Origin of the sequence: Streptosporangium sandarakinum, from assembly GCF_013409935.1 — a bacterium.
Lineage (GTDB): Bacteria > Actinomycetota > Actinomycetes > Streptosporangiales > Streptosporangiaceae > Streptosporangium > Streptosporangium nondiastaticum.
Genome location: NZ_JACCCO010000002.1, coordinates 1,682,773 through 1,706,291, shown reverse-complemented (window position 1 = coordinate 1,706,291; position 23,519 = coordinate 1,682,773). Strand labels below are relative to the sequence as shown.

The 23,519-nt window shown below is 72.3% G+C and carries 27 protein-coding genes; 13 read left to right on the top strand and 14 right to left on the bottom strand.

All coding sequences use genetic code 11. The annotated features are described in order from the left end of the window. Positions 1-46 precede the first annotated feature (46 nt). Positions 47-517 carry a GbsR/MarR family transcriptional regulator gene (locus tag HDA43_RS26280; protein ID WP_179826087.1) on the top strand — a complete coding sequence of 157 codons (471 nt, stop codon included), beginning with the start codon at positions 47-49 and terminating at the stop codon, positions 515-517. A gap of 129 nt (positions 518-646) precedes the next feature. On the opposite strand, the gene HDA43_RS26275 is transcribed toward HDA43_RS26280, so the two are convergent. Beyond that, positions 647-1,510 (bottom strand): MFS transporter, encoded by an 864-nt coding sequence (locus tag HDA43_RS26275; protein WP_246424513.1) that lies wholly within the window; start codon positions 1,508-1,510, stop codon positions 647-649. Positions 1,511-1,617: 107 nt separating this feature from the next. Here HDA43_RS26275 and HDA43_RS26270 point away from each other — a divergent pair, with 107 nt between their 5' ends. Both HDA43_RS26270 and HDA43_RS26265 read left to right on the top strand, forming a co-directional pair. After that, positions 1,618-2,223 carry a TetR/AcrR family transcriptional regulator gene (locus HDA43_RS26270; RefSeq protein ID WP_179826085.1) on the top strand — a complete coding sequence of 202 codons (606 nt, stop codon included), beginning with the start codon at positions 1,618-1,620 and terminating at the stop codon, positions 2,221-2,223. An 81-nt stretch (positions 2,224-2,304) separates the two neighbouring features. After that, complete coding sequence (locus HDA43_RS26265) at positions 2,305-2,700, top strand: NUDIX hydrolase (protein WP_446697294.1); 396 nt, start codon at positions 2,305-2,307, stop codon at positions 2,698-2,700. A gap of 130 nt (positions 2,701-2,830) precedes the next feature. Here HDA43_RS26265 and HDA43_RS26260 read toward each other — a convergent pair whose 3' ends face one another. Both HDA43_RS26260 and HDA43_RS26255 read right to left on the bottom strand, forming a co-directional pair. Further along, positions 2,831-3,262 carry a nucleoside deaminase gene (locus tag HDA43_RS26260; RefSeq protein WP_179826081.1) on the bottom strand — a complete coding sequence of 144 codons (432 nt, stop codon included), beginning with the start codon at positions 3,260-3,262 and terminating at the stop codon, positions 2,831-2,833. After that, positions 3,252-4,139, bottom strand: a complete 888-nt coding sequence (locus tag HDA43_RS26255; RefSeq protein WP_179826080.1) for an LLM class flavin-dependent oxidoreductase — start codon at positions 4,137-4,139, stop codon at positions 3,252-3,254. The genes HDA43_RS26260 and HDA43_RS26255 overlap by 11 nt, the downstream gene beginning before the upstream one ends. A gap of 94 nt (positions 4,140-4,233) precedes the next feature. Here HDA43_RS26255 and HDA43_RS26250 point away from each other — a divergent pair, with 94 nt between their 5' ends. After that, complete coding sequence (locus tag HDA43_RS26250) at positions 4,234-4,686, top strand: Lrp/AsnC family transcriptional regulator (protein WP_179826078.1); 453 nt, start codon at positions 4,234-4,236, stop codon at positions 4,684-4,686. A gap of 84 nt (positions 4,687-4,770) precedes the next feature. Here the strand turns inward: HDA43_RS26250 and HDA43_RS26245 are convergent, their stop codons facing one another. Both HDA43_RS26245 and HDA43_RS26240 read right to left on the bottom strand, forming a co-directional pair. Beyond that, positions 4,771-6,147, bottom strand: coding sequence for a serine hydrolase domain-containing protein (locus HDA43_RS26245; RefSeq protein WP_179826076.1), 1,377 nt, complete (start codon positions 6,145-6,147; stop codon positions 4,771-4,773). Positions 6,148-6,276: 129 nt separating this feature from the next. Beyond that, complete coding sequence (locus HDA43_RS26240; protein WP_179826074.1) at positions 6,277-6,786, bottom strand: GbsR/MarR family transcriptional regulator; 510 nt, start codon at positions 6,784-6,786, stop codon at positions 6,277-6,279. A gap of 221 nt (positions 6,787-7,007) precedes the next feature. Between HDA43_RS26240 and HDA43_RS26235 the strand changes: the two genes are divergently transcribed. The 3 genes from HDA43_RS26235 (at position 7,008) to HDA43_RS26225 (ending at position 9,045) form a co-directional block, all read left to right on the top strand. Beyond that, on the top strand, positions 7,008-8,237 hold the full coding sequence (locus HDA43_RS26235; protein ID WP_179826072.1) for a cytochrome P450 family protein: 1,230 nt from the start codon (positions 7,008-7,010) through the stop codon (positions 8,235-8,237). Positions 8,238-8,395: 158 nt separating this feature from the next. Beyond that, the gene (locus HDA43_RS26230; protein ID WP_179826070.1) at positions 8,396-8,641 is read left to right on the top strand and encodes a hypothetical protein; all 246 of its coding nucleotides are present in this window, start codon (positions 8,396-8,398) and stop codon (positions 8,639-8,641) included. Further along, the gene (locus HDA43_RS26225; RefSeq protein ID WP_179826068.1) at positions 8,641-9,045 is read left to right on the top strand and encodes a hypothetical protein; all 405 of its coding nucleotides are present in this window, start codon (positions 8,641-8,643) and stop codon (positions 9,043-9,045) included. Before HDA43_RS26230 ends, HDA43_RS26225 begins: the two co-directional genes overlap by 1 nt. Before the next feature lie 135 nt (positions 9,046-9,180). On the opposite strand, the gene HDA43_RS26220 is transcribed toward HDA43_RS26225, so the two are convergent. Both HDA43_RS26220 and HDA43_RS26215 read right to left on the bottom strand, forming a co-directional pair. Beyond that, positions 9,181-9,588 carry a spore-associated protein A gene (locus HDA43_RS26220; protein ID WP_179826066.1) on the bottom strand — a complete coding sequence of 136 codons (408 nt, stop codon included), beginning with the start codon at positions 9,586-9,588 and terminating at the stop codon, positions 9,181-9,183. Positions 9,589-9,718: 130 nt separating this feature from the next. Then, positions 9,719-9,904: a hypothetical protein gene (locus tag HDA43_RS26215; protein ID WP_179826064.1), complete on the bottom strand. Its 186-nt coding sequence runs from the start codon at positions 9,902-9,904 to the stop codon at positions 9,719-9,721. Positions 9,905-10,000: 96 nt separating this feature from the next. On the opposite strand from HDA43_RS26215, the gene HDA43_RS26210 reads away from it, so the two are divergent. The 3 genes from HDA43_RS26210 to HDA43_RS26200 all read left to right on the top strand — a co-directional run bounded on the left by HDA43_RS26210 (position 10,001) and on the right by HDA43_RS26200 (position 12,555). Further along, a complete protein-coding gene (locus HDA43_RS26210) occupies positions 10,001-10,840 on the top strand; it encodes a MerR family DNA-binding transcriptional regulator (protein WP_246424511.1) in 840 nt (279 codons plus the stop codon). A 319-nt stretch (positions 10,841-11,159) separates the two neighbouring features. Further along, entirely contained in the window at positions 11,160-11,822 is a 663-nt protein-coding gene (locus tag HDA43_RS26205) for a hypothetical protein (RefSeq protein WP_179826061.1), read from the top strand. Positions 11,823-11,826: 4 nt separating this feature from the next. Further along, entirely contained in the window at positions 11,827-12,555 is a 729-nt protein-coding gene (locus HDA43_RS26200; protein ID WP_312873540.1) for an OmpA family protein, read from the top strand. Positions 12,556-12,642: 87 nt separating this feature from the next. On the opposite strand, the gene HDA43_RS26195 is transcribed toward HDA43_RS26200, so the two are convergent. Continuing rightward, entirely contained in the window at positions 12,643-13,116 is a 474-nt protein-coding gene (locus HDA43_RS26195) for a MarR family winged helix-turn-helix transcriptional regulator (RefSeq protein WP_179826059.1), read from the bottom strand. Positions 13,117-13,173: 57 nt separating this feature from the next. Here HDA43_RS26195 and HDA43_RS26190 point away from each other — a divergent pair, with 57 nt between their 5' ends. Continuing rightward, positions 13,174-13,995 (top strand): alpha/beta fold hydrolase, encoded by an 822-nt coding sequence (locus tag HDA43_RS26190; RefSeq protein ID WP_218912422.1) that lies wholly within the window; start codon positions 13,174-13,176, stop codon positions 13,993-13,995. 31 nt (positions 13,996-14,026) lie between these two features. Here HDA43_RS26190 and HDA43_RS26185 read toward each other — a convergent pair whose 3' ends face one another. Together HDA43_RS26185 and HDA43_RS26180 are read right to left on the bottom strand one after the other, a co-directional pair. Next, positions 14,027-15,013, bottom strand: a complete 987-nt coding sequence (locus HDA43_RS26185; protein WP_179826057.1) for a LysR family transcriptional regulator — start codon at positions 15,011-15,013, stop codon at positions 14,027-14,029. Between the two features lie 48 nt (positions 15,014-15,061). Continuing rightward, complete coding sequence (locus tag HDA43_RS26180; RefSeq protein WP_179826055.1) at positions 15,062-16,504, bottom strand: serine hydrolase; 1,443 nt, start codon at positions 16,502-16,504, stop codon at positions 15,062-15,064. Positions 16,505-16,703: 199 nt separating this feature from the next. On the opposite strand from HDA43_RS26180, the gene HDA43_RS36515 reads away from it, so the two are divergent. Continuing rightward, the gene (locus tag HDA43_RS36515) at positions 16,704-18,461 is read left to right on the top strand and encodes a sensor histidine kinase (RefSeq protein WP_179826052.1); all 1,758 of its coding nucleotides are present in this window, start codon (positions 16,704-16,706) and stop codon (positions 18,459-18,461) included. Then, entirely contained in the window at positions 18,454-19,143 is a 690-nt protein-coding gene (locus HDA43_RS26170; RefSeq protein ID WP_179826050.1) for a response regulator transcription factor, read from the top strand. Before HDA43_RS36515 ends, HDA43_RS26170 begins: the two co-directional genes overlap by 8 nt. A gap of 134 nt (positions 19,144-19,277) precedes the next feature. Here the strand turns inward: HDA43_RS26170 and HDA43_RS26165 are convergent, their stop codons facing one another. The 4 genes from HDA43_RS26165 to HDA43_RS26150 form a co-directional block, all read right to left on the bottom strand. Further along, positions 19,278-20,450, bottom strand: coding sequence for a glycine C-acetyltransferase (locus HDA43_RS26165; RefSeq protein ID WP_179826514.1), 1,173 nt, complete (start codon positions 20,448-20,450; stop codon positions 19,278-19,280). After that, complete coding sequence (gene tdh, locus HDA43_RS26160; RefSeq protein WP_179826048.1) at positions 20,450-21,478, bottom strand: L-threonine 3-dehydrogenase; 1,029 nt, start codon at positions 21,476-21,478, stop codon at positions 20,450-20,452. The genes HDA43_RS26165 and tdh overlap by 1 nt, the downstream gene beginning before the upstream one ends. A gap of 230 nt (positions 21,479-21,708) precedes the next feature. Beyond that, positions 21,709-22,875: an SPFH domain-containing protein gene (locus tag HDA43_RS26155; RefSeq protein WP_179826512.1), complete on the bottom strand. Its 1,167-nt coding sequence runs from the start codon at positions 22,873-22,875 to the stop codon at positions 21,709-21,711. Between the two features lie 36 nt (positions 22,876-22,911). Beyond that, complete coding sequence (locus HDA43_RS26150) at positions 22,912-23,346, bottom strand: NfeD family protein (protein ID WP_179826046.1); 435 nt, start codon at positions 23,344-23,346, stop codon at positions 22,912-22,914. Positions 23,347-23,519: the final 173 nt, after the last annotated feature.

The following is a 23,519-nucleotide window of genomic DNA, read 5'->3' as shown; positions in this document are numbered from 1 at the left end:
GTTCTTGACGCGGGAGAATGCGGGAGGACGCCAGAGAGGGGGACGGATGCGCGACGAGGAGGCCGTACGCCGGTTCGTGGAGCGGATGGGCCGGATGCTGGCCGCCATGGGCGTCCCGCCGATGGCGGCCCGCGTGATGCTCACCGTGATGACCGCCGAGGAGGACGCGCTCAGCGCCGCCGACCTCGCCGAACGGCTCGGCGCCAGCTCCGGCGCCATCTCGGGCGCCGTGCGCTACCTCGTGGACGTGGATCTGCTCCGCCGGGAGCCGGTCCCGGGCTCCCGGCGCGACCTGTACCTCCTGAGCAGCCAGAGCTGGTGGGAGGCGATGGTCGGCAAGATGAACCGGCTGCAGCTCATCGCCGACACCGTCGACGAGGGCATAGCCGCGATCGGCGACCCCGACAGCCGCCCCGGCCGCACCATGGCTGAGATGCGCGACTTCTTCGTCTTCTGCCACGACGAGCTCCTGCTCGCGATGGAACGGTGGGAGCAGCGGAAACCCGCCCGGGACTGACCTCCGCCGGTCCCGCCCGAGGCACGGCGGTCCCGCTCCGCGCCGGGTCTCAGGGGGGCGCCACCGGTGTCCGGCGTTGATCGGCTGTCAGCGGCTCCGTGTGAACCACGTCCTGAGCGCCTGCCGGATTCATCGCGCGCCCGTTCGTCTGACCACCAGGAGGGTGATCAGGAGAGCGGCGGCCGCGAAGGCGAGACTGACGGCGACCAGCAGCACGATGCCGCCGATCAGTGCCGCGAGCGCGGCCGGGTCCCGCCAGCCGTGCTCGGCGGCGCGTATCAGCGCGAAGGCGACGGCGACCAGCCCGGACATCGACGTCAGCGCCCCGGCCGCGTCGAAGCGGCCCGCCCGTCGCGGCGACTCGGCGAGATGGCGCGGTGCGATCAGGACGGCGAACAGCCCGATCGGGACGTTGATGAACAGCACCCAGCGCCACGACAGCGCGGTGGTGATGACGCCGCCGAGGACGAGGCCGAGGGTCATGGCGGAGGCGGTGACGGAGGAGTAGACACCCAGCGCCTTGGCCTGCGATTCGCCCCGGAAGTTGGTGGTCAGCAGGGCCAGGGTGCTGGGCGCGGCCAGCGCGGCGCCGAGACCCTGCGCGGCGCGGGCGACGATGAGCACCTCAGGGTCGGGGGCCAGCCCGCCCAGCAGGGAGGCGGCGGTGAACAGCACCATGCCGGCGAGGAACACCCGGCGGTGGCCGAGAATGTCGCCGGCGCGCCCGCCGAGCAGCATCAGGCCCGCGTAGGTGAGCAGGAAGGCGTTGGTGACCCAGGACAGTCCGGCGGGGGTGAATCCCAGGCCGCCGCGGATCTGGGGCAGGGCCACGTTCATGATCGTGGCATCGAGCATCAGGACCAGCTCGCAGGAGACGATCACCCCCAGGGTCATCGCGGCGGCACCGGTCAGCCTCCCATCGGTGGCTTTCGGCGCCGCCTCGGCGGCAGCGGCCGGTGCCTCGGTGGCGGCTCGTTCGGGTGGGCTCGACATCTTCCTCTTCCTCCTTCGGGGCTGAAGCCCAAATAGGGAACTAGATGGTTCGCTATATTTGGCCGATAGGGTGGGAGCGCAACCGGTCCGGTGTGAAGGAGGTGTCGATGACCACATCGGCGCAACGACCGGCGCGGCCGGAGCCGTCCTCCACGCGACGGCGTGGTGAGGCGCTGCAGCGGGCCATCTTCGACGCGGTGATCGAGCAGCTCGGCACCGTCGGCTATGCCAAGCTGAGCACCAACCGGGTCGCCGCCGCGGCCGGCACCGGCAAGGCGGCCCTGTACCGAAGGTGGCGCAACAAGGACGAACTCGTGCGCGACGCGCTGCGCGACCTGCTTCCCGCCCCACCGGAGATCCCGCCGGACACGCCGCTCCGCGACGGCCTGCTGATATTGCTCCGGTACCTCAACCAGGCGCTGTACGACTCCAGGGGCACGGCCTTCCAGGCGGTGGCGGCCGCGGGGGACGAGGAGACGGCCCAGCTGCGCGTGCTCTTCCACGAGTCGGTGACCGTGCCCTGCGAGAGGGGCGTCATCGAGCTGATCAAGAGACACGGAGGCGCCGCGCCGGGTGCGAGCGAGACGGCCATCGCCGCGGCCGGGCCCGCGATGCTCCTCTACCACTGCGTCAGCGGACAGCCCAAGAGCACCGACGAGCAGATCGAGTCGGTCATCGATGACCTGCTGCTCCCACTCATCGCTCGTCGTTGAAGCCCGCACGCCGGAGCCTCAGCCCGGCGTCCGCGGCCGCGTCTTTCATCAACCACGAGGAACGGGGACACCGTGATGCCGGTGCTCATCGACAAGGTGGCGTGGATACGGCTGGAGGACGGCAGGGTCCTCAGCACGCGCTCCCGGGGCAAGGACGCCTACTACTTCCCCGGCGGCAAGCGGGAGGCCGGGGAGAGCGACGCGCAGACGCTGGCGCGTGAGATCACCGAGGAGCTCACCGTGGAGATCCTCCCCGGGACCGTCGCCCTCCTCGGCACCTACGAGGCCCAGGCGCACGGCCACCCGGAGGGGACGGTGGTCCGCATGACCTGCTACACCGGCGACTACCGCGGCACCCTCACCGCGAGCGGCGAGATCGAGGAGGTCGCCTGGCTGTCGTACGCCGACCGCGACCGGGTCTCCCCGGTCGACCAGCTCATCTTCGACGACCTGAGGGCCGCGGGCCGGCTGGCCTGACGGTGCGCCACGCCGGCCGGCCGTCGATCACGACGCCGTGGCGGTCCGGCCCGCGTCGGGCCTTCACGGCGTCGTGATCGACGAATCCTCGATCCTCCCGGGGGCGAGCCGGGCTGCCGGGGCCCGGTCCTCAGTAGTAGCCCTGCACCGGGACGCGGGCCTCGTCGAACAGGGCCGGGCCCTCCTCGGAGAAGGGGAAGACGACCGGCGTGGCACCGGGTGACTTGAGGCTCGCGAGCTGCTCGGGGGAGAGCGCGTAGACGACGCGGCCCAGGCCGGACCGCTCGATGGCGCCCGCGCACATGCCGCACGGCCGGCAGCTGGTGTACATGGTGGTGGCGGCCGCGGTGGCCCGGTCCAGCTCGCGGGCCGCCCACCTGGCCAGCTTCAGCTCGGGGTGGGCGGTGATATCGGCGTCGGTGACGCTCGTGTTGCGCTCCTCCGCGAGGATCCCGCCGTCCGGCCCCGCCAGCAGCGATCCGAACGGCGGATTCCCGCCCGCCCTGGCCTCGGCGGCCAGCTCGATGGCCCTGCGGAGGAACCGCTCGTCGTCACCTGTCATGATCACTCCGTTCGCGCGCGATGGTGTTTCCGGCCGTGAGCGTTCGCCGCCGGTCGGCGACGGCCGCGAGCGCCCGCCATGCCGTCTCCGGGTGGAGGGTCTCGGCGGGGTCCCCGCCGAACGGGTCCAGCACGACGGTCTCGGCGCCGAGCAGGCGCAGCCGCTCCAGGTCCTCGGTGACCTGGTCGATCGTCCCCTCCCCGGCGAGCCTGTCCGGCCCGGCGACCGGCGTTTCGGTGAGCCTCAGGATCATGCGAGGGACCAGCGCGGGCGCGGTCCGCCCCTCCTCGGCGGCGACGGCCTTCAGCCGGTCCAGCGCCCCGGTCAGCCAGGGAAGGGTGAACCGCAGCGGATGCCACGCGTCGCCCAGCCGTACGGCACGGCGCAGCGCGGCGTCGCTGTGGCCGCCGACCCAGAACGGTATGTCGCCGGCGCGGTAGTCGTCGTCCTCCTCCCAGGCGGCGCGGATGGCCCGCAGATGGTCGTCGGTGAGCCTTCCGCGCCGCTCGAACGGCACGCCGAGCGCTTCGAACTCCTGGCGCGCCCAGCCGGCCGCCACACCGAGGACCAGCCGTCCGCCGCTGAGCCGGTTCAGGTTGGCGGCCATCCGGGCGACGAGCAGCGGATGCCGGTAGGGCACGATGAGCACCGTGGTGCCGAGCCGGATCCGGTCGGTGACGCCGGCCAGCCAGGAGAGCGTGGTGAACGGCTCGTAGAAGGGCGCCGGGTACTGCTCGGCGACGTCCGGGGTCACCACGACATGGTCGGAGACCATCAGCAGGTCGAAGCCCAGTCCTTCCACCGTCCGCGCCCAGCGGCGCAGCGTGTCCGGGTCGGTGCCGGGCCCGAAATTCGGGACATTGACTCCTATTTCCACTCGATCGAGGCTAGTTATCCGGTCGGCCGATCCGGAAGGGATTCCTCACGCCATGACGGGGGATCGGCCGAGGATATGACGGTATTTTTGGCGAATGGCCGAGAATCTTGACCAGACCGACTGGGCGATCATCACCGAGCTCCAGCGGGACGGCAGGGCTCCGCTCACCGAGCTGGCGCGGCGGGTGAGCCTCAGCGCCTCGGCGACGACCGAGCGGGTCAGGCGGCTGGAGTCGGCGGGGGTCATCACCGGCTACCGGGCCGATGTCGACCTGGAGAAGGCGGGGTTCCCGGTGCTCGCCGTGGTGCGCCTGAAGTATCCCGGCAGCCGGCACGAGCCGCTGCACCGGCTCTTCGGGGAGCGTCCGGAGATCCTGGAGTGCCTGCGCACCACGGGCGAGGACTGCTACGTGCTGAAGGTCGCCGCGACGTCCATGCCCCACCTGGAACAGGTCGTCAACGAACTGGCGGTGTTCGGCGGCACGACGACCAACATCGTCTACAGCCGCACCCTGCCCTACCGCGGCCCCGGCCCCGCCATCGGGTGAGACGCGCGGCACCGGGCCGGTCCGCGTTCGACGCGCCCCCAAAGCTCGCCCCCACCGCGGCTTCCTCCCGGGCGGCGTGAGCGGTCAGGCGGCCTTGGGTGTGGCGCGCATGCCGATGTACACGCACGGGGTGCCGTCGGTCAGGGTGGAGAAGACGACGGGGATGTGGCCCTCGCCGTAGGCGGGGCCGCCGGAGGCGGCGAACACCGTCTCCGACACCGGCAGCAGGTCCATCTCCAGCGGCGGGGAGAAGTCCTTCATGCCGTCGACGAACTCGTAGCGGATGTGCGCGCGGCCGTCTTCGTCCTGGGTGACGGTGGTGACGACGCCCTCGCGCCGGTAGGTGCCCACCAGCGGCGTCATGTCCACCGCGGGCGGGTTCGCCGCGGGACCGAAGGGGGCGGGCATCCGCACCCCGGCCAGCTCCGCCAGCAGCTCCCGGAACAGCTCGGCGTAAAGCCCGTCGGTGCCGCCGCCGTTGGTCAGCAGGACGACGGCGACGCCCGCGTGGGGGACGACGCGCAGGTAGGAGTGCTGGGCGACGGCGCTGCCGTCATGGCCGTAGCCGGGGACGCCGTCCCAGTCGTACAGGGTCCAGCCCAGGCCCCAGCCGTCGGCGCTGACGGTCCACTTGTCCGGGCTGTCGACCTCGCGGCGCTGCATCGCCGCGACGGCGTCGGCGGACAGCACGCGGGTGCCGTCGGGGGAGGTGCCGCCGTCCAGATGCATCCGGACGAACCGGATGACGTCCCCCGCGGAGATGATGACCCTCCCGTACGGCCCCGCCGAACGCGGCATCAGGTCCCAGGCCGGCGCCGGGTCGGGATCCTGGCCGGGCCCGCCCAGGTGGCTCATGGCCACGCGGAAGCGAAGCGCCTCTTCGGGCAGCGTCATCGAGTGCTCCAGCCCGAGCGGGGTGAGGAGCAGGTCCTTCAGCGCCTGGTCCCAGGTCATGCCGGTGAGCACCTCGACGACGCGGCCCAGTACGACGTATCCGAGGCTGCTGTAGGAGATGGCCGTCCCGGGCGGGCAGTCCAGGGCGACGTCCTTGGCGGCCTCCACGTATCTGGCCAGGCAGTCGTCGCCCCGGCCGGAGTCGTGGTTGAAGTCGCAGGTCAGCCCCCCGGTGTGGCTGAGCAGCCGCCGGATGGTGATCGCCTTGGTGGCTTCGGGGTCCGGGGTGGCGAACTCGGGCAGGACGTCCACGACCGGCGTGTCCAGGTCCAGCATGCCGGAGTCGACCAGCCGCATCACCAGGGTGGCGGTGTAGACCTTGGCCAGCGAACCGGACAGGAACACCGAGTCGGTCGTCACCTCCACCCCGGTCCCCCGGTGCAGTACACCGCCGGCCAGTTCGTGGATCTCACCATCGACCAGTACGGCCAGCGACGCTCCCGGCACATGGTGGGCGGAGCGAAGCGCGTCGAAGCGGGCCTGCCAGCGGGCGGCGTCGAAAGTCATCGGAATTCTCCTCGTCGGGAGGTGCTCACGACCGGCACGGCCGTGGTGCGGGCATGGTGGGGGAACCGGCGCCGGTGGGGCGGCGACGGGAAAGCGGGAAAACGGGAAAACGGCCTCGCGGGGTGAGGGTCAGGAAGAGCGCGCTCCGGGGTCGCCGGGCAGTTCACCCGAGGCGCGCAGGGCGTCGCGGTGGGCGCGCCACTCGGCCGCGAGCGCGGGCATCCGCTCAAGGAGGAAGTCGGCGAAGGCCACCGTCTCCAGGAGACGGGCCCGGCGGGGCGCGGGAGCGTCGCCCAGAACCGCGAGCCCGTGTCGTGCCAGCGCGCCGAGTGAGGCGTACTCCGTTGACTTGTCCGTCATCCTCAGCCAGATCGCGGGATGGAGGCTGACGCGGTCCATGCGCTCGCCGGCGGCGCGTGAGCGCTGGATCCAGGACCACTCCTCAAGGGCGGAGACCGCGCCGCTGACGGCGCTGCGACTCGCCCGCAGCGCCTCGCTGAGTTCGGCGATGCTCTGCTGCGGCGGATCGCAGATGAGAAGCCATCCGGCCACTCGGCCGGTGATCGGTGGGAGGCCGTTCTGCCGGGCGAAATGCCGGCCGACCTCGTCGGCGAAGGCGAGCTCGTCATCGAATGTCACGTGCATGAGATTACTTAAATATCTGAAATAACACAAATTTCTGTCATCTCAGACTTATCCGAGCGGCCGTCGGCGGCCTGCCCGGTCGCCCTCCCCGTGTCCACGTTCCGGCGAGCCGGCCTCCTTCCTGCCCCGGGTTGTCGCGCCCGGCAAATCTGAATACAGTTAACATCTGAATGATGAGTGTATATGTTCACGGCATTTGGATTTGAGGAGAGTTCATGAGCGGGACCGAAGCGGGCGGCGACCGTGAGGCAGGCGGCGTCCCCGAGGTCGATCTCACCGACCCCGAGGTGATCCGCGACCCCTTCACCGCCTATGGGCGGGCGCGCGAGCGCTCCCCGCTGGCGCGGCTGCTGATCCCCGGCATGCCGATGTGGGCCGTCACCCGGCACGAGGACGCACGGGCACTGCTCACCGACCCGCGGTTCGAGATCACCGAGAGCAGCTTCATGCGGCCCGACGTGCCCGCCGACTGCCTGCCGTACATGCGGACGATGAGCGAGATGGAGGGGGCGGAGCACCTGCGGCTGCGGCGGCTGGTGGCGCCCGCGTTCACCGCGCGCCGCGCCGCCGGGTTCCGGCCCCGGATCGAGCGGATCGTCGAGGGGGTGCTCGACGACCTTCCCGCTCACGCCGAGGACGGCTCGGTGGACCTGCTGTGGCACTTCGCCCGCCCGCTGCCGATGGACGTCATCTGCGAGCTGGTCGGCATCCCCGAGGCCGACCGCCCGAGCTGGCGCGAGTACGGCGCGACCATCGCCGCGGGCGCGGGACAGGCGTTCGCCGCGGCGATCCCGGCCATCATGCGGGGCGCCGAGGCGGCGGTGGCGCGGCGGCGCGAGGAGCCCGGCGACGACCTGCTCTCCGACCTCGTCCGGGTCCGGGACGAGGACGGTGACCGGCTGAGTGGGACCGAACTGGTCATGCTGGTCTGGCAGCTCGTGCTGTCCGGTCAGACGCCGACGAACCTCATCGCCAACGCCGTGGCGGCCCTGCTGGACCACCCGGCACAGCTCGCCGCGCTGCGCGCCGACCCCGCGATCGTGCCGCGCGCCGTCGAGGAGCTGATCCGCTGGTGCGGCCCGACGCTGCTGACGATCCCCCGCCACGCCCGGGAGGACGTCGAGCTGTACGGCGTGCCGATCGGCAAGGGTGAGGCCGTCACCGTCGCGGTCGCCGCCGCCAACCGCGACCCGCGCGCGTTCGCCGACCCCGACCGGCTCGACGTCACCCGGGTCCCCGGCACCCCCGATACGGCGAGCCATCTCGGGTTCTCCCACGGGCCGCACTTCTGCGTCGGGGCGTCGCTGGCCCGGGTGCAGGCCGAGGTCGCGCTCACCGCCCTGCTGCGCCGCTTCCCCGACCTGTCGCCGACCGTGCCGCCGGCCGGGCTGCGCGTCCCCGACCCCGGCACCTGGCGCCTCACGGGGCTGCCCGTGACCGTCTGACCCTCCCGCCGCGAGGGTCCCGGCCGGGACCCTCGCGCTTCTCGGGACCCGCCGGCCTTCCGGTCCCCATGTTCGCCGGGTGGCGAGGAACACGCCATGCCGGAATGCAGCGACAAGGGGCATTGTCGGTGTGAAACAAGGGGTATAGTCTGCCGCGTGTGGTAGAACGAGACGACTACGCGGCCATCCGTGACCGGCTCGTGGCCCTCGCGCGTGCCCACGGGCTGCGCTGCGACTGGGCGGAGACGAGCAGGCGGCAGCGCTTCCTGCTGCTGTGGGACCCGGCCGGGCGCGTCGCGGCGCGCGCGATCGTCCCGCTCTACCCGGGTGAGACACCCGAACTCGTGGCAGCCCTCGAACGCGGGCTCGCCACCCTGTTCGGTGACGACTGGCTGGAGGACTGATGGCCGACGACAGCGTTGACGTTCACGTCACCAAGAACGGCACGCTGTGGCTCGCCACCGTGGACGGCGTCGCCGGCGGCATGTCCGCCCGCTCGCTGAAGGAGCTGCACGCCGACGTCGCCGAGGGGCTGCCGTTCCTGTTCGGCGACCGCGCCGAGCCGCCGACGCCCGTCTTCCACTACACGCTGCCCGGCCTGACCGGGGAGGACCTCAGCGCCTTCGCCGAGTTGCAGCGCCGGGCCGCCGCGATCGCCGAGGACTACAGCCGCACCGCCAGGGCGCGCGTCGAGCACCTGTCGAGCCTCGGGTTGTCCGACGCCGACATCGGTGAGCTGCTCGGCCTGACCAAGCAGCGCATCCAGCAGATCCGCACCAGCAACGCCGAGGCCCGCCAGAGCGCCTGAGCTCCTGGCCGCCGTGGTGCTTCGGCAAGACCCCGACGGCTACCTCGCCGGCCTCCGTCTACGCGGAGCCGTCTTGTGGATCCGGAACCTTCAGACCAGGTGAAGATCCGTACTCCCTACAGGTCCTGGAACGGCTCAGCCGCAGTGCCTGCCGTAGTACGTGGCGCCGTTGCCGCCGATGTACCCCTCGATGTCGATGCACTTGCCCGGAGCGGAGACGTAAACCGGGCCCGCGTACTCGTTGAAGGTCCCCGCGTCGACGGTCCACTTCAAGGTGCCCGAGCGGCGGAGCTTCACGGCCTTGTAGCCGCGCTTGGCGGGCGTGGCGTAGGTGACGGCGCAGTTCTTCTTGGTGGACCTGGAGTAGTAGAGATGAGTGCGGCCGACCGTCTTGCCCGCGAGGTTCGAGATGTTGTACACGTCGATCTGGTAGTAGCCGCCGCCGCAGGGGCCAGCCGCGCTTGCCGGCGCGGCGCTGGCCACCAGGCCGGTGGAAACCACCGCGGCGCCGGCCAATGCCGCGAGCTTGGTCCGAATGTTCATGCCCTTCCTTTCGCTGAGCACCACCGTCCCCACAGAACCCTGTGACGCCTGTGAGGGATGGGAAGATCGTTACGATTTTCGATCGTACAGGCGCTAAGTCCCCACTGGGGGCCTACGTCGTTCAGATAGATCATTTGGGCAAGGTGTGCCCGGCGGTCAGGTGGCGGGCGTCCTCTCGCAATCGGTCCTTCTGCGATCGGCGCAGCTTGGTGGGCTTGGTGATGACGGCGAGCCATGACCCGTCGTCCGGATCTTTCAGCCGGTACGGGCCTCCACTCCAGATGGGCCGGCCGCACGCGGCGCCAGTGGATGCCATCGCCACACCTACTCGGGCCGCCATCCGGGCCGCGGGAGAAAACCGTCGAGCGCGGCTGGAACCTTCCCCTGGGGGAGGTTCCACACTGGTCGCATGATGAGCATCGGCGAATTCGCGGAGCTGACCGGGCTGAGCCTGAAGGCCCTGCGCCTCTACGACGAGCAGGGCCTGCTCAAACCGGCCTCGGTCGACCCCTGGTCGCGGCACCGGCGCTACAGTGCGGCCCAGCTCGGACCGGCCCTCCGGCTGAAGGCGCTGCGCGCGGCGGGCGTCCTGCTGGCCGAAGCCCCTCCGTTCCTGGACGACCCCCGTACGGCAGCGGCGACGCTCGCCGGGCACCGCGCCCGGCTGGCGGCGGAGCGGGAACGCCAGGACGCCGCCCTCGACACGCTCGACCGGTTGCTCGGCGGCGATGGGGATCACGAATGGCAGGTGGTGGAACGGCGGGCCGAGCGGCGGCACTGGGCGGGAGTCGTGCTGCGGGTGCCCGGCGGGGAGAGCCCCGCGGCGGAGGACGTCGAAAGCGCGGACGAACGGGCCAACGAGGGGTTCGCCGCGCTCTGGCGGGCGCTGGCGGAGGAGGGCAACGCGCCGGTCGGGCCGTTCTGGTCGACGCTGCGGGCCGCACCCGGCAGTGACAGCGAGGTCGAGGTGGTCTGCTGCTGGCCGGTCGCCCGGCCGCCGGCCGACGGGTTCTCGGTGCCGGGGTGGGAGGTCGAGTCCGGCACGGCCGAGGCCGCGCCGGAGCTGGCGGTGCGCTGGCGGTTCGACGACCAGGTGCCGGTGGTCGACGGCGCGACCCACCCGGCGGTGCTCGCCCTGCTGGTGGCGGCCGAGGAACGCGGACTGGACGTGGAGCTGACCCGCCTGCGCCAGATCGGGCTGCTGGAGCAGGGGGAGAGCGTGGGGATGGAGGTCGCCCTGACCGTCGATTAAGGGACTTCCCTTTTTGTGGGTTTGGGGTATTGAGGTATGTGTCGTACCTGCGAGATCATCGTGTCTCCGTGCCGCGTACGGCCCGGCCGCGCGTGTGCGGCCCATCTCTGCCCTGGGCGCGTGTACGGACCGCCCGGTTCATCCGGGTGGATGTGACCGCCCGGCTCGTCCGGGCGGGTACGGCCAGGCCAGGCCGGAGGTGGCTCGCACGGGGGTGCGGTGGCGCGACCGTCATCATGGTCCGCCGCGCGGGTTCCCGGCGTCCGCGTCTCTGCGGCCGGGCACGTCGGCGATCCCCACAGGTGAAGGTGACCCCAGGATGCACAGGAAGATCACACTGTCCGTGACGGCGTCCGCGCTCGCGGCCCTGCTGACGGGCTGCGGGATGCTTCCCCCGGCCCTGGGGGGTACCGGCGGGGAGGAGGAGCAGGCCGCGGCGCGGGAGAAGGCGATCACCGCCGCGCGGCAGGAGCGGGCGGAGTCCGCCGCCACCCCGCCCGCCGGTCAGGGAACCGCCGCCCAGGGAGCGGACGCCCAGGAGACCCCCGTAGGGGAGACCGCGCCGCCGCAGGGTCAGGTGCTCGCCAGCCGCAAGACGCGCAGCGAGGGCAACGACCTCCGCCTCGACGTCACCGGTCTCGTCAGGCAGGGCCGTACGGTCACGCTGAACTGGACCGTCACCAACCTCGGCGCGGAGAAGGACACCTGGATCCCGCACCAGAAGCTGGGCGCGGAGATGCTGGACTTCACGGTGTCGGGCGTCTCGCTGATCGACCCGGTCAACGCCAAGCGGTACCGCGTCGCGCGGAACGGCACCGGAAAGGAGGCCGAGTGCGTCTGCTCCAGGACCTCGGGGTCGTCGGTGAAGGGCGGGTCGTCCCTCGAGTTCTACGCGGTCTTCGGAGCGCCCCCGGCGGACGTCGCCAAAGTGAACATCGAGTTCCCGTCGATCGGCGTGATCACCGATGTCCCGATCTCCTGACCGCGTGCCGTCCGTGCCGTCCGTGGCGGCGGTGGCGGTGACCGCGGCGCTGGCGGTGGCGCTGTCGGCGGTTCCCGGACCGGTGGCCCGGGCGGACACCGTGGACCTCGCAGGGCGCAAAGATCTCGCGGGGCGCATGGGTCTCGCAGGTCACTCGGACTCCGCGGGTCGCCCCGACTTCACGGGTCATGCAAATTTCGCAGGTCACAGGGATCCCACGGTCCCCGCCGTCCCGCCCGGCGCGACGACCACGGTGGAGGATCTCGTCCTCCCCGCCGAGGACCTCGTCTTCCCCGTCGAGGACCTCGTTCCCGACGTCGAGTCGCTCGACGGCGGCGAGAGCGAGTCCCGGCGGGGCGACCGGGTCACGGTGGCGCTGACCAGCGATGTGCTCTTCGCGCTCGACAGGGCCGCGCTGACGTCGAAGGCCCGGCAACGGCTCCGGAAGGTGGCGGAACGGATCAGGGCCGAGTCCGCCGGCGGCACGGTCGAGATCGGTGGTCACACCGACGACCAGGGATCCGACGCCTACAACCTGGTCCTGTCGCGCAGGCGGGCCCATGCCGTCCGGCGGGCCCTCGGCCCGCTGCTCACCGGGTCGGGCATGACGCTGAAGGCCACCGGGTACGGCGAGGCCAGACCCAGGTTCCCCAACGTCGTCGAGGACAGGCCGATGGAGAGGTACCGGGCGAAGAACCGCCGCGTCGAGATCGTCTTCCGGGCCAAGGGCTGACGGGAGGGCCTTCCGGCCGCGGGGACGCGAACCATGCGGGCCGCCGTCGTTCCCGGACGGCACCGTACGGCCGTGGTGACGCGTGGGTCAGTCCACGTCGACGTTGTCGAGGAAGGCGAGCATCGCCGTGAGGACCCGCACGCAGGCCGTCACGTCGGCGTCGGTCAGGTCTCCGCCGACCTGGCGCAGCAGGGCGTGCTCGCGCGTCATCACCGCGGTGATGGCCGCCCTGCCGTCGTCCGTCAGCCGGATCAGTGAGGACCGCTGGTGGGCGGGGTTCGGGATGCTCTCGACCAGCCGCCGCGCCGCGGCGTCGTTGACCGTGCGCTGCACGAACTGCCGGCTCAGCGCCTGCGCGCGGCCCATCTGCGGAACGGTCATGGGCCCGTTCTCGCGGAGCAGGTTCAGGACGGCGCGCACCCCGACGGACAGCCCCTCGATCGGCACGCCCTCCTCCACCTTGCGCTGCGCGCGCCGGTACAGGGGCCCCACGAGGTCGAACACCTCGGTGAGCCGGTGGGCGAGATCATCGGGGGCGAGGGGTCGTTCGGTATCGGCCACCCCTCCATGATGACACCTTGGTTGTCAAACCATCGCAAAGATGGCACCTTGGTTGTCATGGCCGTTACTTCAGACACGTTCACGTTCGCGACCGGCGACGGTCGTCTCGCCTACCGCGAAGCCGGGGCGGGGCAGCCGGTGGTGCTGCTGCACGGCGGCTTCCTGAGCGGCGACATGTGGGACGACCAGCTGCCGGTCCTCGCCCGGGACCACCGGGTGATCGTCCCCGACGCCCGCGGCCACGGCGGGTCCTCGAACGCGACCGGGCCGTTCCGCCACACGGACGACCTCGCCGCGCTGCTGCGCCACCTCGACACCGGCCCCGCGATCCTCGTCGGGGTGTCGATGGGCGGGGCCGTCGCGGTCGACACCGCGCTCGAACACCCCGAACTGGTGCGCGCCCTGGTCGCCGTCGGCGCCGGGACCAGCGAGCCGGAGTTCCGCGACCCCTGGATCGGAAGCGTCAGGGCCGAGCAGGCCCGCGCCCTGGCCGCCGGCGACGTCGCCGGCTGGGTGGACGCCTTCACGCTGTTCGCGGCCGGTCCGCACCGCACGCTCGACGACGTCGCCCCGGACGTCGTACGGCGGCTGCGGGAGATGACCATGCGGACCGTCGCCAAGCACACCGGCGCCGAGCGGGACTGGCAGGTGCCCGTGACCGGCACCTGGGAGCGGGCGGAGAAGATCACCGTCCCGGTGCTGGCCGTCAGCGGCGGCCTCGATTCGAGCGACCACATCGGCATGTCAGGCCGCCTCGCGCGCACCGTCGCCGACGGCCGCGAGGTCACCGTCGACGGCACCGCGCACTACCCCAACATGGAGCGCCCGGACGCCTTCAACGAGATCCTCGAAGACTTCCTGCGCGCCGTACCCGCCTGACGGAGCCGGTGGCCTTTCGGACCCGGCCCTCTCACCGGGGCGGGATCCGGCGCAGGTCCGCCGCGGCGTCGGTGAGGGCGTCCAGCAGGGGGACCAGCAGCGGGTGGCGTTCGGCGCCGCGCCGTACGGCGGCGAAGACCCGGCGCTCCGGGCCCGCGACCGGGCGGACCACCACGCCGGACAGGTCGGCCGCGCGCAGCGCCAGCCGGGGCACCATCGCCACGCCCGCCCCGGCCGCCGCCAGGGCGACCACCGCGCTGAAGTTGTCGGAGGAGTGGGCGAACTCCGGGGTGAACCCGGCGTGCTCGCAGGCCAGCGCGATCACGTCGTGGCAGGGGTTGCCGGGGTAGGGGCCGATCCACGTCTCCCCGGCCAGGTCGGCCACGGCCACCTCCCGCATCGCCGCACCGGGCTCGCCGAGATCCCCGCGCTCCCCGGCCTCCCCCGGCTCCCCCGGCTCCCCGGAGTCGCGGGCGAGGGGGTGGTCGCCGGGCAGCACCACGTCGAACGGCTCGGAGTAGAGCGGGATGCGCGACAGGCGGCGGTCGTCCTCGGCCGGTGCCCCGCGGTACTCGACGGCCACGGCGACGTCCACCGCGCCGTCCAGGACCATGGTGAGGCTCTGGTCGCCCTCGGCGTCGAGGACGCGGACCTGGATGCCGGGCTCCTTGCTCCGCAGCGCGCCCACCGCCGGGGCCACGACGAGGCCGATCGCGGTGGCGAAGGAGGCGGTCTTCACCTCGCCGGCCGTACCGGTGGTGTAGGCGGCGATGTCGGCCTCGGCACGCTCCAGCTGGGCGAGCACCTCGTTGGTGTGGCCGAGCAGGATGCGGCCGACGGCGGTCAGCCGCACGCCCCGGCCGTCGCGCTCCAGCAGCCGGTGCCCCACCTCGTGCTCCAGGGCGACGAGCTGCTGGGAGACCGCGGACGGCGTCAGGTGGAGGGCCGCCGCGGCGGCGGTGACCGTACGGTGGTCGGCCACCGCGCGCAGGGTCCGCAGCCGCCGGGTGTCAATCACCCCCTCATTGTCGGGCAGCGCCCGGGGTGCGCGTACCCGGCGGGCCGCTCACTTGACGAGGCCGAAACCGCCCCTGCTGAGGGAGATGATCTCGGGGGCGACGGTGCCCTCGTCGAGAGGGGCGCGGGTGTCGCTCGCCAGCGTGGTGACCACGTACGTCTTCCCCTTGGCGGTGCGCCCGAGGAACGCCATGTCCAGCACCCCGAGCTCGGAGCCGCCCTTGTACCAGACGGTCGGCCACGCGGCGGGGTCGAGGCCGAGCCCGGCGTCGTTGACCGAGAGCACCTCGTCGAGGCGGTCGTCATTCTGCTTGAGCAGGCCGGCGTAGGCACGGCAGACGTCGCGGGGGGAGCCGAACCATTCGAGGGTGTCGATCTCGCGGGGCCGCTCCCACACCTTGATCTTCGAGAGAGGGAGGCCGGCGACGACGTCGCGGAGGTAGGCGCGGCGCCCCTGCGTGTCGCGCGCGAGGTAGGCGCGGGCGTGCCGGGGGTAATCGACGCCCTTCAGCAGGAACAGCTCGCGCGTGGTGAGGAAGGGGAGGTTCCGCTCGGCGTGGCCGGACCACTGGCGGACCTTCTTCTCCACGGCCTTGCGGCCGGCCGTCTTGAGCAGCAGGTCGGCGGCGGTGTTGTCGCTGATCGAGATCATCAGCTTGGCCGCCTCGCGGACCGTGACGGTGCTGCCGTCCGGCCGGGCTCCGAGGCCGTCCGCGTCGGGGATCTTCACGTCGGGCGTGACGGTGAGCCTCGTCTCCCAGCCCAGCTTGCCCGCGTGGATCCGGTCCGCCACCGCTCCCAGCACGTAGAGCTTGAAGACCGACCCCAGCGGACGGGCGGTGTCCGCGCCGACGCCGTGGACGGTCTCACACCGGCCCCGCCGGTCGATCTCGGCGGCGAGGAAGCCGGTCCGGGGGGCGATCTCGCGGAGCCGGGCGTCGAGCTGGGCCCAGCCGGTGGGGGCCGGCGGGATCGACGGCGTGACCAGCAGGTAGTTGATCTTCTCCGAGGCGTCCACGCCGAGCCGGACGTCGAACCTCTGCCCGGCGAGGACGGTCGTGCCGGTCAGGAGGACCGGGTCGGTCCTGGTCAGCTCTTCGAGCCTGATGCCGGCCAGGCCCTTGAGGAACCGGTTGAGGCCGTCGACGGTCAGCTGCTTGAGGTAGTCGGCGTTCACGTGCTGCCCGAGCTCGTCCGCGGTGAGCGGTGCCCGGGTGGTGGCGTCCAGGAACCAGCGGAGCTGCCGCCCGGCCGGGCTGTCCGGGATCTCCGGGGCGGCGGTGGCCGTGGCCGCGGGGGTGGCCTCCGCGGTGGTCCGCCGGGTGGTCTCCACGGCGGCCTGCCGCGCCGGCGCGGCGGCGGGCCGTACGGCGTCCATGGCGGGCCGTACGGTGTCCGCGGTGGCCGGGAGGGTTCCGCCGACGGTCAGAGGCGCGGCCACGGCGAGGGCGGCCAAGGCCAGGGCGCGGGTCGTTCGGGGCCGGAGGTGCACGGAGGTCTCCTTCATGGGCTGCTTCAAAGGCTGCGGTCCGCCGCCACCGCCACGGTGGCGGCCGTGGCCCTCACGCTAGGAAGGGCGCGCCGGGCGGGGGTATCCGGCGAGCCACCGGCTTGCGGGGTGCGGCCGTCCACCGGCGGATGTGAGGACAACCTCATAGACGGCGGCCGCCCGGGGGACCACACTGCGTTCCGTGCTCTCCCCGACCCCGACCCGCGTCCTCGCCGCCTCCATGGCGGCGGTGGCGATCCTCGGCATCGTCACCGGCACGGTGCTGGAGGGCAGCCCGCCACTCGCCCAGCTGACGTTCGTCGCGCTGGGGCTGCCGCTGCCCGCGCTGGGCTGGCTCGTCGCCCACCGGCGGCCGGACAACCTCTACGGCTGGCTGCTCCTGGCCACCGCGGACTGCCTGGGCCTGGGAGCCCTCGGGGTCGGCCTCCTCGTCTCCGCGGGCGCGGGACGGCCCATGCCGACGCTCGTCCTCGCCGTCCTGCTGTCCTCCCTGTTCGCGCCTTTCTACGGGCTCTCGTGGGTGTTCGTCCCGCTGTTCTTCCCGGACGGGCGGCTCCCCTCGCGGCGCTGGCGGGTGGCGGCCTGGATCGCCGGGGTGGCGATCGCCGCGCACTGGCTGGGGGTGCTGCTGTTCCCGGAGGACGTCTACGTCATCTCGCCGCTCGGCAACCCGCTCGGCGTCACCGGGCCGGGCGCGCTGGTCGTGGCGGGCCTGGCCGGACTGGGGCAGCTGACCGTGTTCGGCACGGCGCTGGCGGTGCTGGGCTCCCTCGCGGCGCGCACCCGTCGCGCCTCCGGACCCGAGCGCCGCCGGCTCGGCTGGATGGCCGCCGGGCTCGCCGTCACCCTCGGCGGGTTCCTGCTGGGCACGTTCTCCATCATCACGGAGTCGACGGCGACCGGAGTCCTCGTCATGCCCCTGCTGGGCGCGCTGCCCGCCGTGATCGGGGTGGCCGTGTTCCGGCACAACCTGCTCGACATCCGGGTGGGCGTCCGGGGATCGCGCTTCTTCCTCGTCTTCGACCTGCGGCCCACGGTGGACGAGCTGCTCTCGGAGCTGGCGCCCGGCCTGGAGGAGGCGGAGCCGGGCGAGCTGCTTGAGCGGCTGGCCGAGGCCGTGCGGGCGGGCCTGGACGTCCGGTGGGCGGCCGTCACGCTCGCCGACGGCACCCGGGTCGTGGCGGGTGCGGAGGAGGGCGAGCCGGAGCTGACCGTCCCCGCCGGGCAGGGACACATCGCCTGTGGGCCCCGGGACGGCGGCCTCACCCGCGACGACCGGCGGCTGCTGCGGGCGCTGGCCGTACCGGTCGGGCTGGCGATCCAGAGCGCGGGGCTGGCCGCCCGGCTGGTCAACGCGCAGGAGGCCGAGCGGCGGCGGATCGAGCGCAACATCCACGACGGCGTGCAGCAGGAGGTCGTCGCGCTCATCGCCGGACTGGAGCTGGCCAGGGCCACCGGAGGGGACGCCGAGACGCTGACGCTCCTGCGGGACCAGGCCCGGCAGACCCTCGACGACCTGCGGGAGCTGGCGGCGGGCATCCACCCGTCGGTGCTCAGCCAGGGCGGGCTGGCCGAGGCCCTGGAGGAGCGCTGCTCGCGCCTGCCGGTGCCCTCGACGGTGCGCGTCGACCCGGAGTCGCGTGTGAGACGCTTTCCCGACGAGGTCGAGGGAGCGCTGTACTTCACCGTGAGCGAGGCGCTCGCCAACACGCTCAAGCACGCCCGGGCCTCCACCGTGGACGTACGGCTGACGCTGTCCGGCGGGCGGCTGGGGGTCACGGTCGCCGACGACGGTGAGGGTTTCGACCCGGGGACGGTCACCCGGCGCGGGCTCGTGGCCCTCGCCGACCGGCTGGCCGCGCTCGGCGGCGGCCTGGACGTGGCGAGCGCGAAGGGAGAGGGGACGAGGGTGCAAGCCTGGGTGCCGGCCCATGACTGAGCCGGAGCGGGTCGAGGGGCGGCCGAGGGTCGTCGTCGCCGACGACCACTACCTGGTCCGCGAGGGCGTCCGGAGACTGCTGGAGACGTCCGGGAGGGCGGTCGTCGCCGGGGCGGTGGGCAGCGCCGGCGAGTTGCTGGACGCCGTGCGCAGGCTCCGGCCGGACGTGGTCATCACCGACATCCGCATGCCGGGCGGCCCGTTCCGGCCGGGCTTCGAGGGCATCGACGCGGCCCACCGGATCCGCGCCGACCACCCGGCGACCGGTGTCGTGGTGCTCTCCCAGTTCTCCGACGCGCTCTACGCCTTCGAGGTGTTCAAGCACGGCGCCGAGGGCTTCGCCTACCTGCTGAAGGACCGCGTCGGTGATCTGGAGGAGCTTCTCGGCGCGGTGCGGGCGGTGGCCGGCGGCGGCTCGGTCATCGACCCCAAGGTCGTGGAGGCCCTGATGGCCCGCCGCGCCGTACGGGGTCACCGGGGGGAGGAGCTGACCCCGCGCGAGCGCGACGTGCTGCGCGAGATGGCCCACGGCAGGTCCAACGGCGGCATCGCCCGCGCGCTCCACCTGTCGGTCTCCGCCGTCGAGAAGAACGTCAACGCGATCTTCATGAAGCTGGGGCTGGAGAACAGTCCCGACAGTCATCGGCGGGTCGCGGCGGTCCTGGCCTATCTCGGCGCGTAGTGCCGGTCTGTTCCCCGGCCGGTCGCCCCTCGCCGTTCCGGAACGCCGGCCGCGGGCCCGCTCCCGGGCCGGAGCGCGGGAACGGGCCGGAGCGCGAGGACGGAACGGAGCGCGGGAACGGGCCGGGCGGGGGGTCAGCCGCGGGCGGCGATGAACGCCTCGACCGCGCGGTCCACGTCCTCGGCCGAGTGGGACGCCGAGAGCTGGACCCTGATACGGGCCTGGCCCTTCGGCACCACCGGGTAGGAGAAGCCGATCACGTAGATGCCCCGCTCCAGCAGCCGCTCGGCCATCGCCGCGGCCTCGGCGGCGTCGCCGATCATCACCGGGACGATGGGGTGGTCGCCGGGCAGGATGTCGAACCCCGCCTCGGTCATCTTCGTGCGGAACCGCTCGGTGTTGGCGCGCAGCCGGTCCCGGGCGTCGCTGTCACCACTGATCATGTCGAGGATGCGCAGCGAGGTGGCGGTGATCACCGGGGCGAGGGAGTTGGAGAACAGGTAGGGGCGCGAGCGCTGGCGCAGCAGCGCGCAGATCTCCCGGCGGGCGGCGACGTAGCCGCCGCTGGCCCCGCCGAGCGCCTTGCCGAGGGTGCCGGTGATGATGTCCACCCGGTCCATCACGCCGTGCAGCTCGGGGGTGCCCCGGCCGCCGGGGCCGACGAAGCCGACCGCGTGGGAGTCGTCCACCATGACCATGGCGCCGTACCGCTCGGCCAGGTCGCAGATCTCCCGCAGCGGGGCGACGTAGCCGTCCATGGAGAAGACGCCGTCGGTGACGACCAGCTTGCGCCGGGCGTCGGACGCCTCCTTCAGCCGGGCCTCCAGCTCGGCCATGTCGCGGTTGGCGTAGCGCAGGCGGCGGGCCTTGCACAGCCGGATGCCGTCGATGATGCTCGCGTGGTTGAGCGCGTCGGAGATCACCGCGTCGCGGTCGTCGAGCAGCGTCTCGAACACGCCGCCGTTGGCGTCGAAGCACGAGCTGTACAGGACGGTGTCCTCCTGGCCGAGGAACTCCGACAGCCGCGTCTCCAGCTCCTTGTGGACCTCCTGGGTGCCGCAGATGAAGCGGACCGACGCCATGCCGAAGCCCCAGCGGTCGAGCGCCTCCTTGGCGGCGGCGACCACCTCGGGGTGGTCGGCCAGGCCCAGGTAGTTGTTGGCGCAGAAGTTCAGCACCTCGCCGCCCCCGGCGACGGCGATGCCGGAGCTCTGCGGGGTGGTGAGGACCCGCTCGGGCTTGAGCAGCCCGGCGGAGGCGATCTCGTCGAGGGTCACGCGCAGGTCGTCGCGGACGTTGTCGAACATCAGGCGGTCCAATCCAAGATGATCTTGCCGGTCTTACCGCTCGCGGCGGTGTCGAAGGCCGCGTCGAAGTCGCGGTGGGAGAAGCGGTCGGTGATCACGGGGGAGAGGTCGAGGCCTTTCTCCAGCAGCACGGACATGGCGTACCACGTCTCGAACATCTCCCGGCCGTAGATGCCCTTGAGGGTGATCATCGAGGTCACGATGGTCGCGAAGTCGACGGAGAACTCCTCGGCGGGCAGCCCGAGCATGGCGATCTTCCCGCCGTGCGTCATGTTGGCGATCATGTCGCGGAGCGCCTGCGGGTGGCCCGACATCTCCAGGCCCACGTCGAAGCCCTCGCGCATGCCGAGCCGCCGCATGCCCTCGGCGATCGGGGTCTCGGCGACGTTCAGCGCGAGGGAGACGCCGAGCTTGCGGGCCAGCTCCAGCCGCTCGGGGCTGAGGTCGGTGACGACCACGTTGCGGGCGCCCACGTGCGTCGCCACCGCCGCGGCCATCAGGCCGATCGGCCCGGCCCCGGTGATCAGGACGTCCTCGCCGACCATGGGGAACGTCAGGGCGGTGTGCACGGCGTTGCCGAACGGGTCGAAGATCGCCGCGACGTCGGGGTCGACCGGCGTGCGGTGCACCCAGACGTTGGACGCGGGAAGCGTCAGGTACTCGGCGAACGCGCCGTCGCGGTTCACGCCCAGCCCGACGGTGTTGCGGCACAGGTGGCGCCGCCCGGCCATGCAGTTGCGGCACTTGCCGCAGACCAGGTGGCCCTCGCCGCTGACGAAGTCGCCGACCGCGACGTCCTCGACCCCGGGCGCCACCTCGACGACCTCGCCGCAGAACTCGTGCCCGATGATCAGCGGCGTGCGCAGCGTCTGCCGCGCCCAGGCGTCGAAGCTCCGGATGTGCAGGTCGGTGCCGCAGATGCCGGTGCGCAGCACCTTGATCAGCACCTCACCCGGCCTCACCTCGGGCACCGGTACGTCCATCAACCACAGACCGGGCTCGGCCTTCGCCTTGACCAGCGCTTTCATACGGATCCCCCCTCGGTTACGACCTTACGCACTGTGCCCGGTCGGCTCCGGAGGTGTCCATCGCGCTTTTCTTAAACCCGCCCACAGCGCTGCTTCACGCTCGCAAAGACGGGGCCTCCCTACCCGGGATCATCCCGGTCATTCCCGCCCCCCCCGTACGGCACCGCCCGCCGTACGGCGCTGCGGTGCCGTACGGCGGGCGGGAACCCGAAGGGGGAGCGGACGAGGGGTCAGGCGCCGGGACCGGCGGGACCGGCCGGGTCCCCGGTGCCGTTGGCGCCGGTCCCGCCCGTGCCCCCGCCGGTCCCGCCCGCGCCGTCGCGGCGGACGGCGGCGGCCGGGCGCTCCTCGTTCAGCCCGGCCAGCGGGTCGGTGGCGGCCGGAGCGCCGGGGCCGAGCTGGCGGGGGCCGATGTCGGCCTCGGAGGCCTCCGCGACCGCCTCGGCCGCGGCCCGCTGTGCCGCGGCCATCTCCCGCTCGGCGGCCTCGTTGACGGCCGGAGCCTGCCGGGTGGCGGACGACTGCGGCAGCGCCTCGGTGAACGCCTTCGACACGCCCTGCAGGGCGGAGGTCACCTCGCTGGGGATCACCCAGAACGTGTTGCTGTCGCCCTTGGCCAGCTCGGGAAGCACCTGGAGGTACTGGTAGGCCAGCAGCTTGGGATCGGGGTCGTTGCGGTGGACCGCCTGGAAGACCTCGTCGATGGCCTGCGACTGGCCCTGGGCCTTGAGGATCGCGGCGCTGCGCTCACCCTCGGCGCGCAGGATCGCGCTCTGCTTGTCACCCTCGGCGGTGAGGATCTGCGACTGCCGCTGGCCTTCGGCGGTGAGGATCGCGGCGCGCTTGTCCCGCTCGGCGCGCATCTGCTTCTCCATCGCGTCCTTGATGGTCTTGGGCGGGTCGATCGCCTTGATCTCGACCCGGTTGACCCGGATGCCCCACTTGCCGGTGGCCTCGTCCAGCACTCCGCGGAGCTGGCTGTTGATCGTGTCCCGGGAGGTCAGCGTCATCTCCAGGTCCATGGAGCCGATGACGTTACGCAGGGTCGTCACGGTGAGCTGCTCGATCGCCTGGATGTAGTTGGCGATCTCGTAGGCGGCGGCCCGCGGGTCGGTGACCTGGAAGTACAGCACTGTGTCGATCTCGACGACCAGGTTGTCCTCGGTGATCACGGGCTGCGGGCGGAAGGAGACCACCTGCTCGCGCAGGTCGATCATCGGGTAGACCCGGTCGATGTACGGGATCACGAAGTTCAGACCCGGTTTGAGCGTGGTGTGGTAGCGGCCGAGCCGTTCCACGTTGCGGGCCCTGGCCTGCGGGACGATGCGCACCGAGCGGGCCACGGTGAACACCACGAACAGGACGATGAGGAGGCCGACGAGCAGCAATGGGTCCATGGTCACATCCGGGAAGTCTGTGAGTCGGTCAGAGGATCACTCTCGGGGATAGACGAGCGCGGTCGCGCCCTCGATTTCGATGACGTCCACGACCGCCCCCGGCGGGATCACCAGTGTCTCGTCGTAGGCCCTGGCCGACCACTCCTCCCCGCCGATCCGTACCCGGCCGTCCTGGCCGGTCACCTCGCGCAGGACGTAGGCGGTCTTACCCACGAGGGCCTGGACCCCGAACCGCTGGCTCTGGGGAAGCTGCCGGAGATGGCGCCTGGCGATCGGGCGGACCCCCAGCAGTCCCGCGGCGGACGCGGCCGCGAAGACCAGGAGCTGGAGCGGCACCGGCAGGCCGAGCCCCGCGGCGGCGGCGGTGAAGAGGGCGGCGGCGCCGAGCAGGCCCAGGACGGTGGTCAGGGTGAAGATCTCGGCGATGCCCAGCACCGCCGCGAGAATCAACCAGATGGTCCACTCGTCCATACGCCGGCCCTCCTGCTTGTTACAACGAGTGAGATGCCCGAGAGGTTCCTTCTCCTACGGTATGACGGGACCGGCGAGCCGTCAGGAGTCCCCGCACCGGGCGCGGCCGAACCGCGCGGGCCGCGCGCCGTGCCATGACCCGCGCAATCCTCGCGTACGGGCGCGGCTGAGCC

Coding starts and splice junctions, on each gene's coding strand:
- HDA43_RS26280 (WP_179826087.1), top strand. CDS start 47: ATGCGCGACGAGGAGGCCGTACGCCGGTTCGTGGAGCGGATGGGCCGG.
- HDA43_RS26275 (WP_246424513.1), bottom strand. CDS start 1,510: ATGTCGAGCCCACCCGAACGAGCCGCCACCGAGGCACCGGCCGCTGCC.
- HDA43_RS26270 (WP_179826085.1), top strand. CDS start 1,618: ATGACCACATCGGCGCAACGACCGGCGCGGCCGGAGCCGTCCTCCACG.
- HDA43_RS26260 (WP_179826081.1), bottom strand. CDS start 3,262: ATGACAGGTGACGACGAGCGGTTCCTCCGCAGGGCCATCGAGCTGGCC.
- HDA43_RS26250 (WP_179826078.1), top strand. CDS start 4,234: ATGGCCGAGAATCTTGACCAGACCGACTGGGCGATCATCACCGAGCTC.
- HDA43_RS26245 (WP_179826076.1), bottom strand. CDS start 6,147: ATGACTTTCGACGCCGCCCGCTGGCAGGCCCGCTTCGACGCGCTTCGC.
- HDA43_RS26235 (WP_179826072.1), top strand. CDS start 7,008: ATGAGCGGGACCGAAGCGGGCGGCGACCGTGAGGCAGGCGGCGTCCCC.
- HDA43_RS26225 (WP_179826068.1), top strand. CDS start 8,641: ATGGCCGACGACAGCGTTGACGTTCACGTCACCAAGAACGGCACGCTG.
- HDA43_RS26220 (WP_179826066.1), bottom strand. CDS start 9,588: ATGAACATTCGGACCAAGCTCGCGGCATTGGCCGGCGCCGCGGTGGTT.
- HDA43_RS26215 (WP_179826064.1), bottom strand. CDS start 9,904: ATGGCATCCACTGGCGCCGCGTGCGGCCGGCCCATCTGGAGTGGAGGC.
- HDA43_RS26210 (WP_246424511.1), top strand. CDS start 10,001: ATGAGCATCGGCGAATTCGCGGAGCTGACCGGGCTGAGCCTGAAGGCC.
- HDA43_RS26205 (WP_179826061.1), top strand. CDS start 11,160: ATGCACAGGAAGATCACACTGTCCGTGACGGCGTCCGCGCTCGCGGCC.
- HDA43_RS26190 (WP_218912422.1), top strand. CDS start 13,174: ATGGCCGTTACTTCAGACACGTTCACGTTCGCGACCGGCGACGGTCGT.
- HDA43_RS26170 (WP_179826050.1), top strand. CDS start 18,454: ATGACTGAGCCGGAGCGGGTCGAGGGGCGGCCGAGGGTCGTCGTCGCC.
- HDA43_RS26165 (WP_179826514.1), bottom strand. CDS start 20,450: ATGTTCGACAACGTCCGCGACGACCTGCGCGTGACCCTCGACGAGATC.
- tdh (WP_179826048.1), bottom strand. CDS start 21,478: ATGAAAGCGCTGGTCAAGGCGAAGGCCGAGCCCGGTCTGTGGTTGATG.
- HDA43_RS26155 (WP_179826512.1), bottom strand. CDS start 22,875: ATGGACCCATTGCTGCTCGTCGGCCTCCTCATCGTCCTGTTCGTGGTG.
- HDA43_RS26150 (WP_179826046.1), bottom strand. CDS start 23,346: ATGGACGAGTGGACCATCTGGTTGATTCTCGCGGCGGTGCTGGGCATC.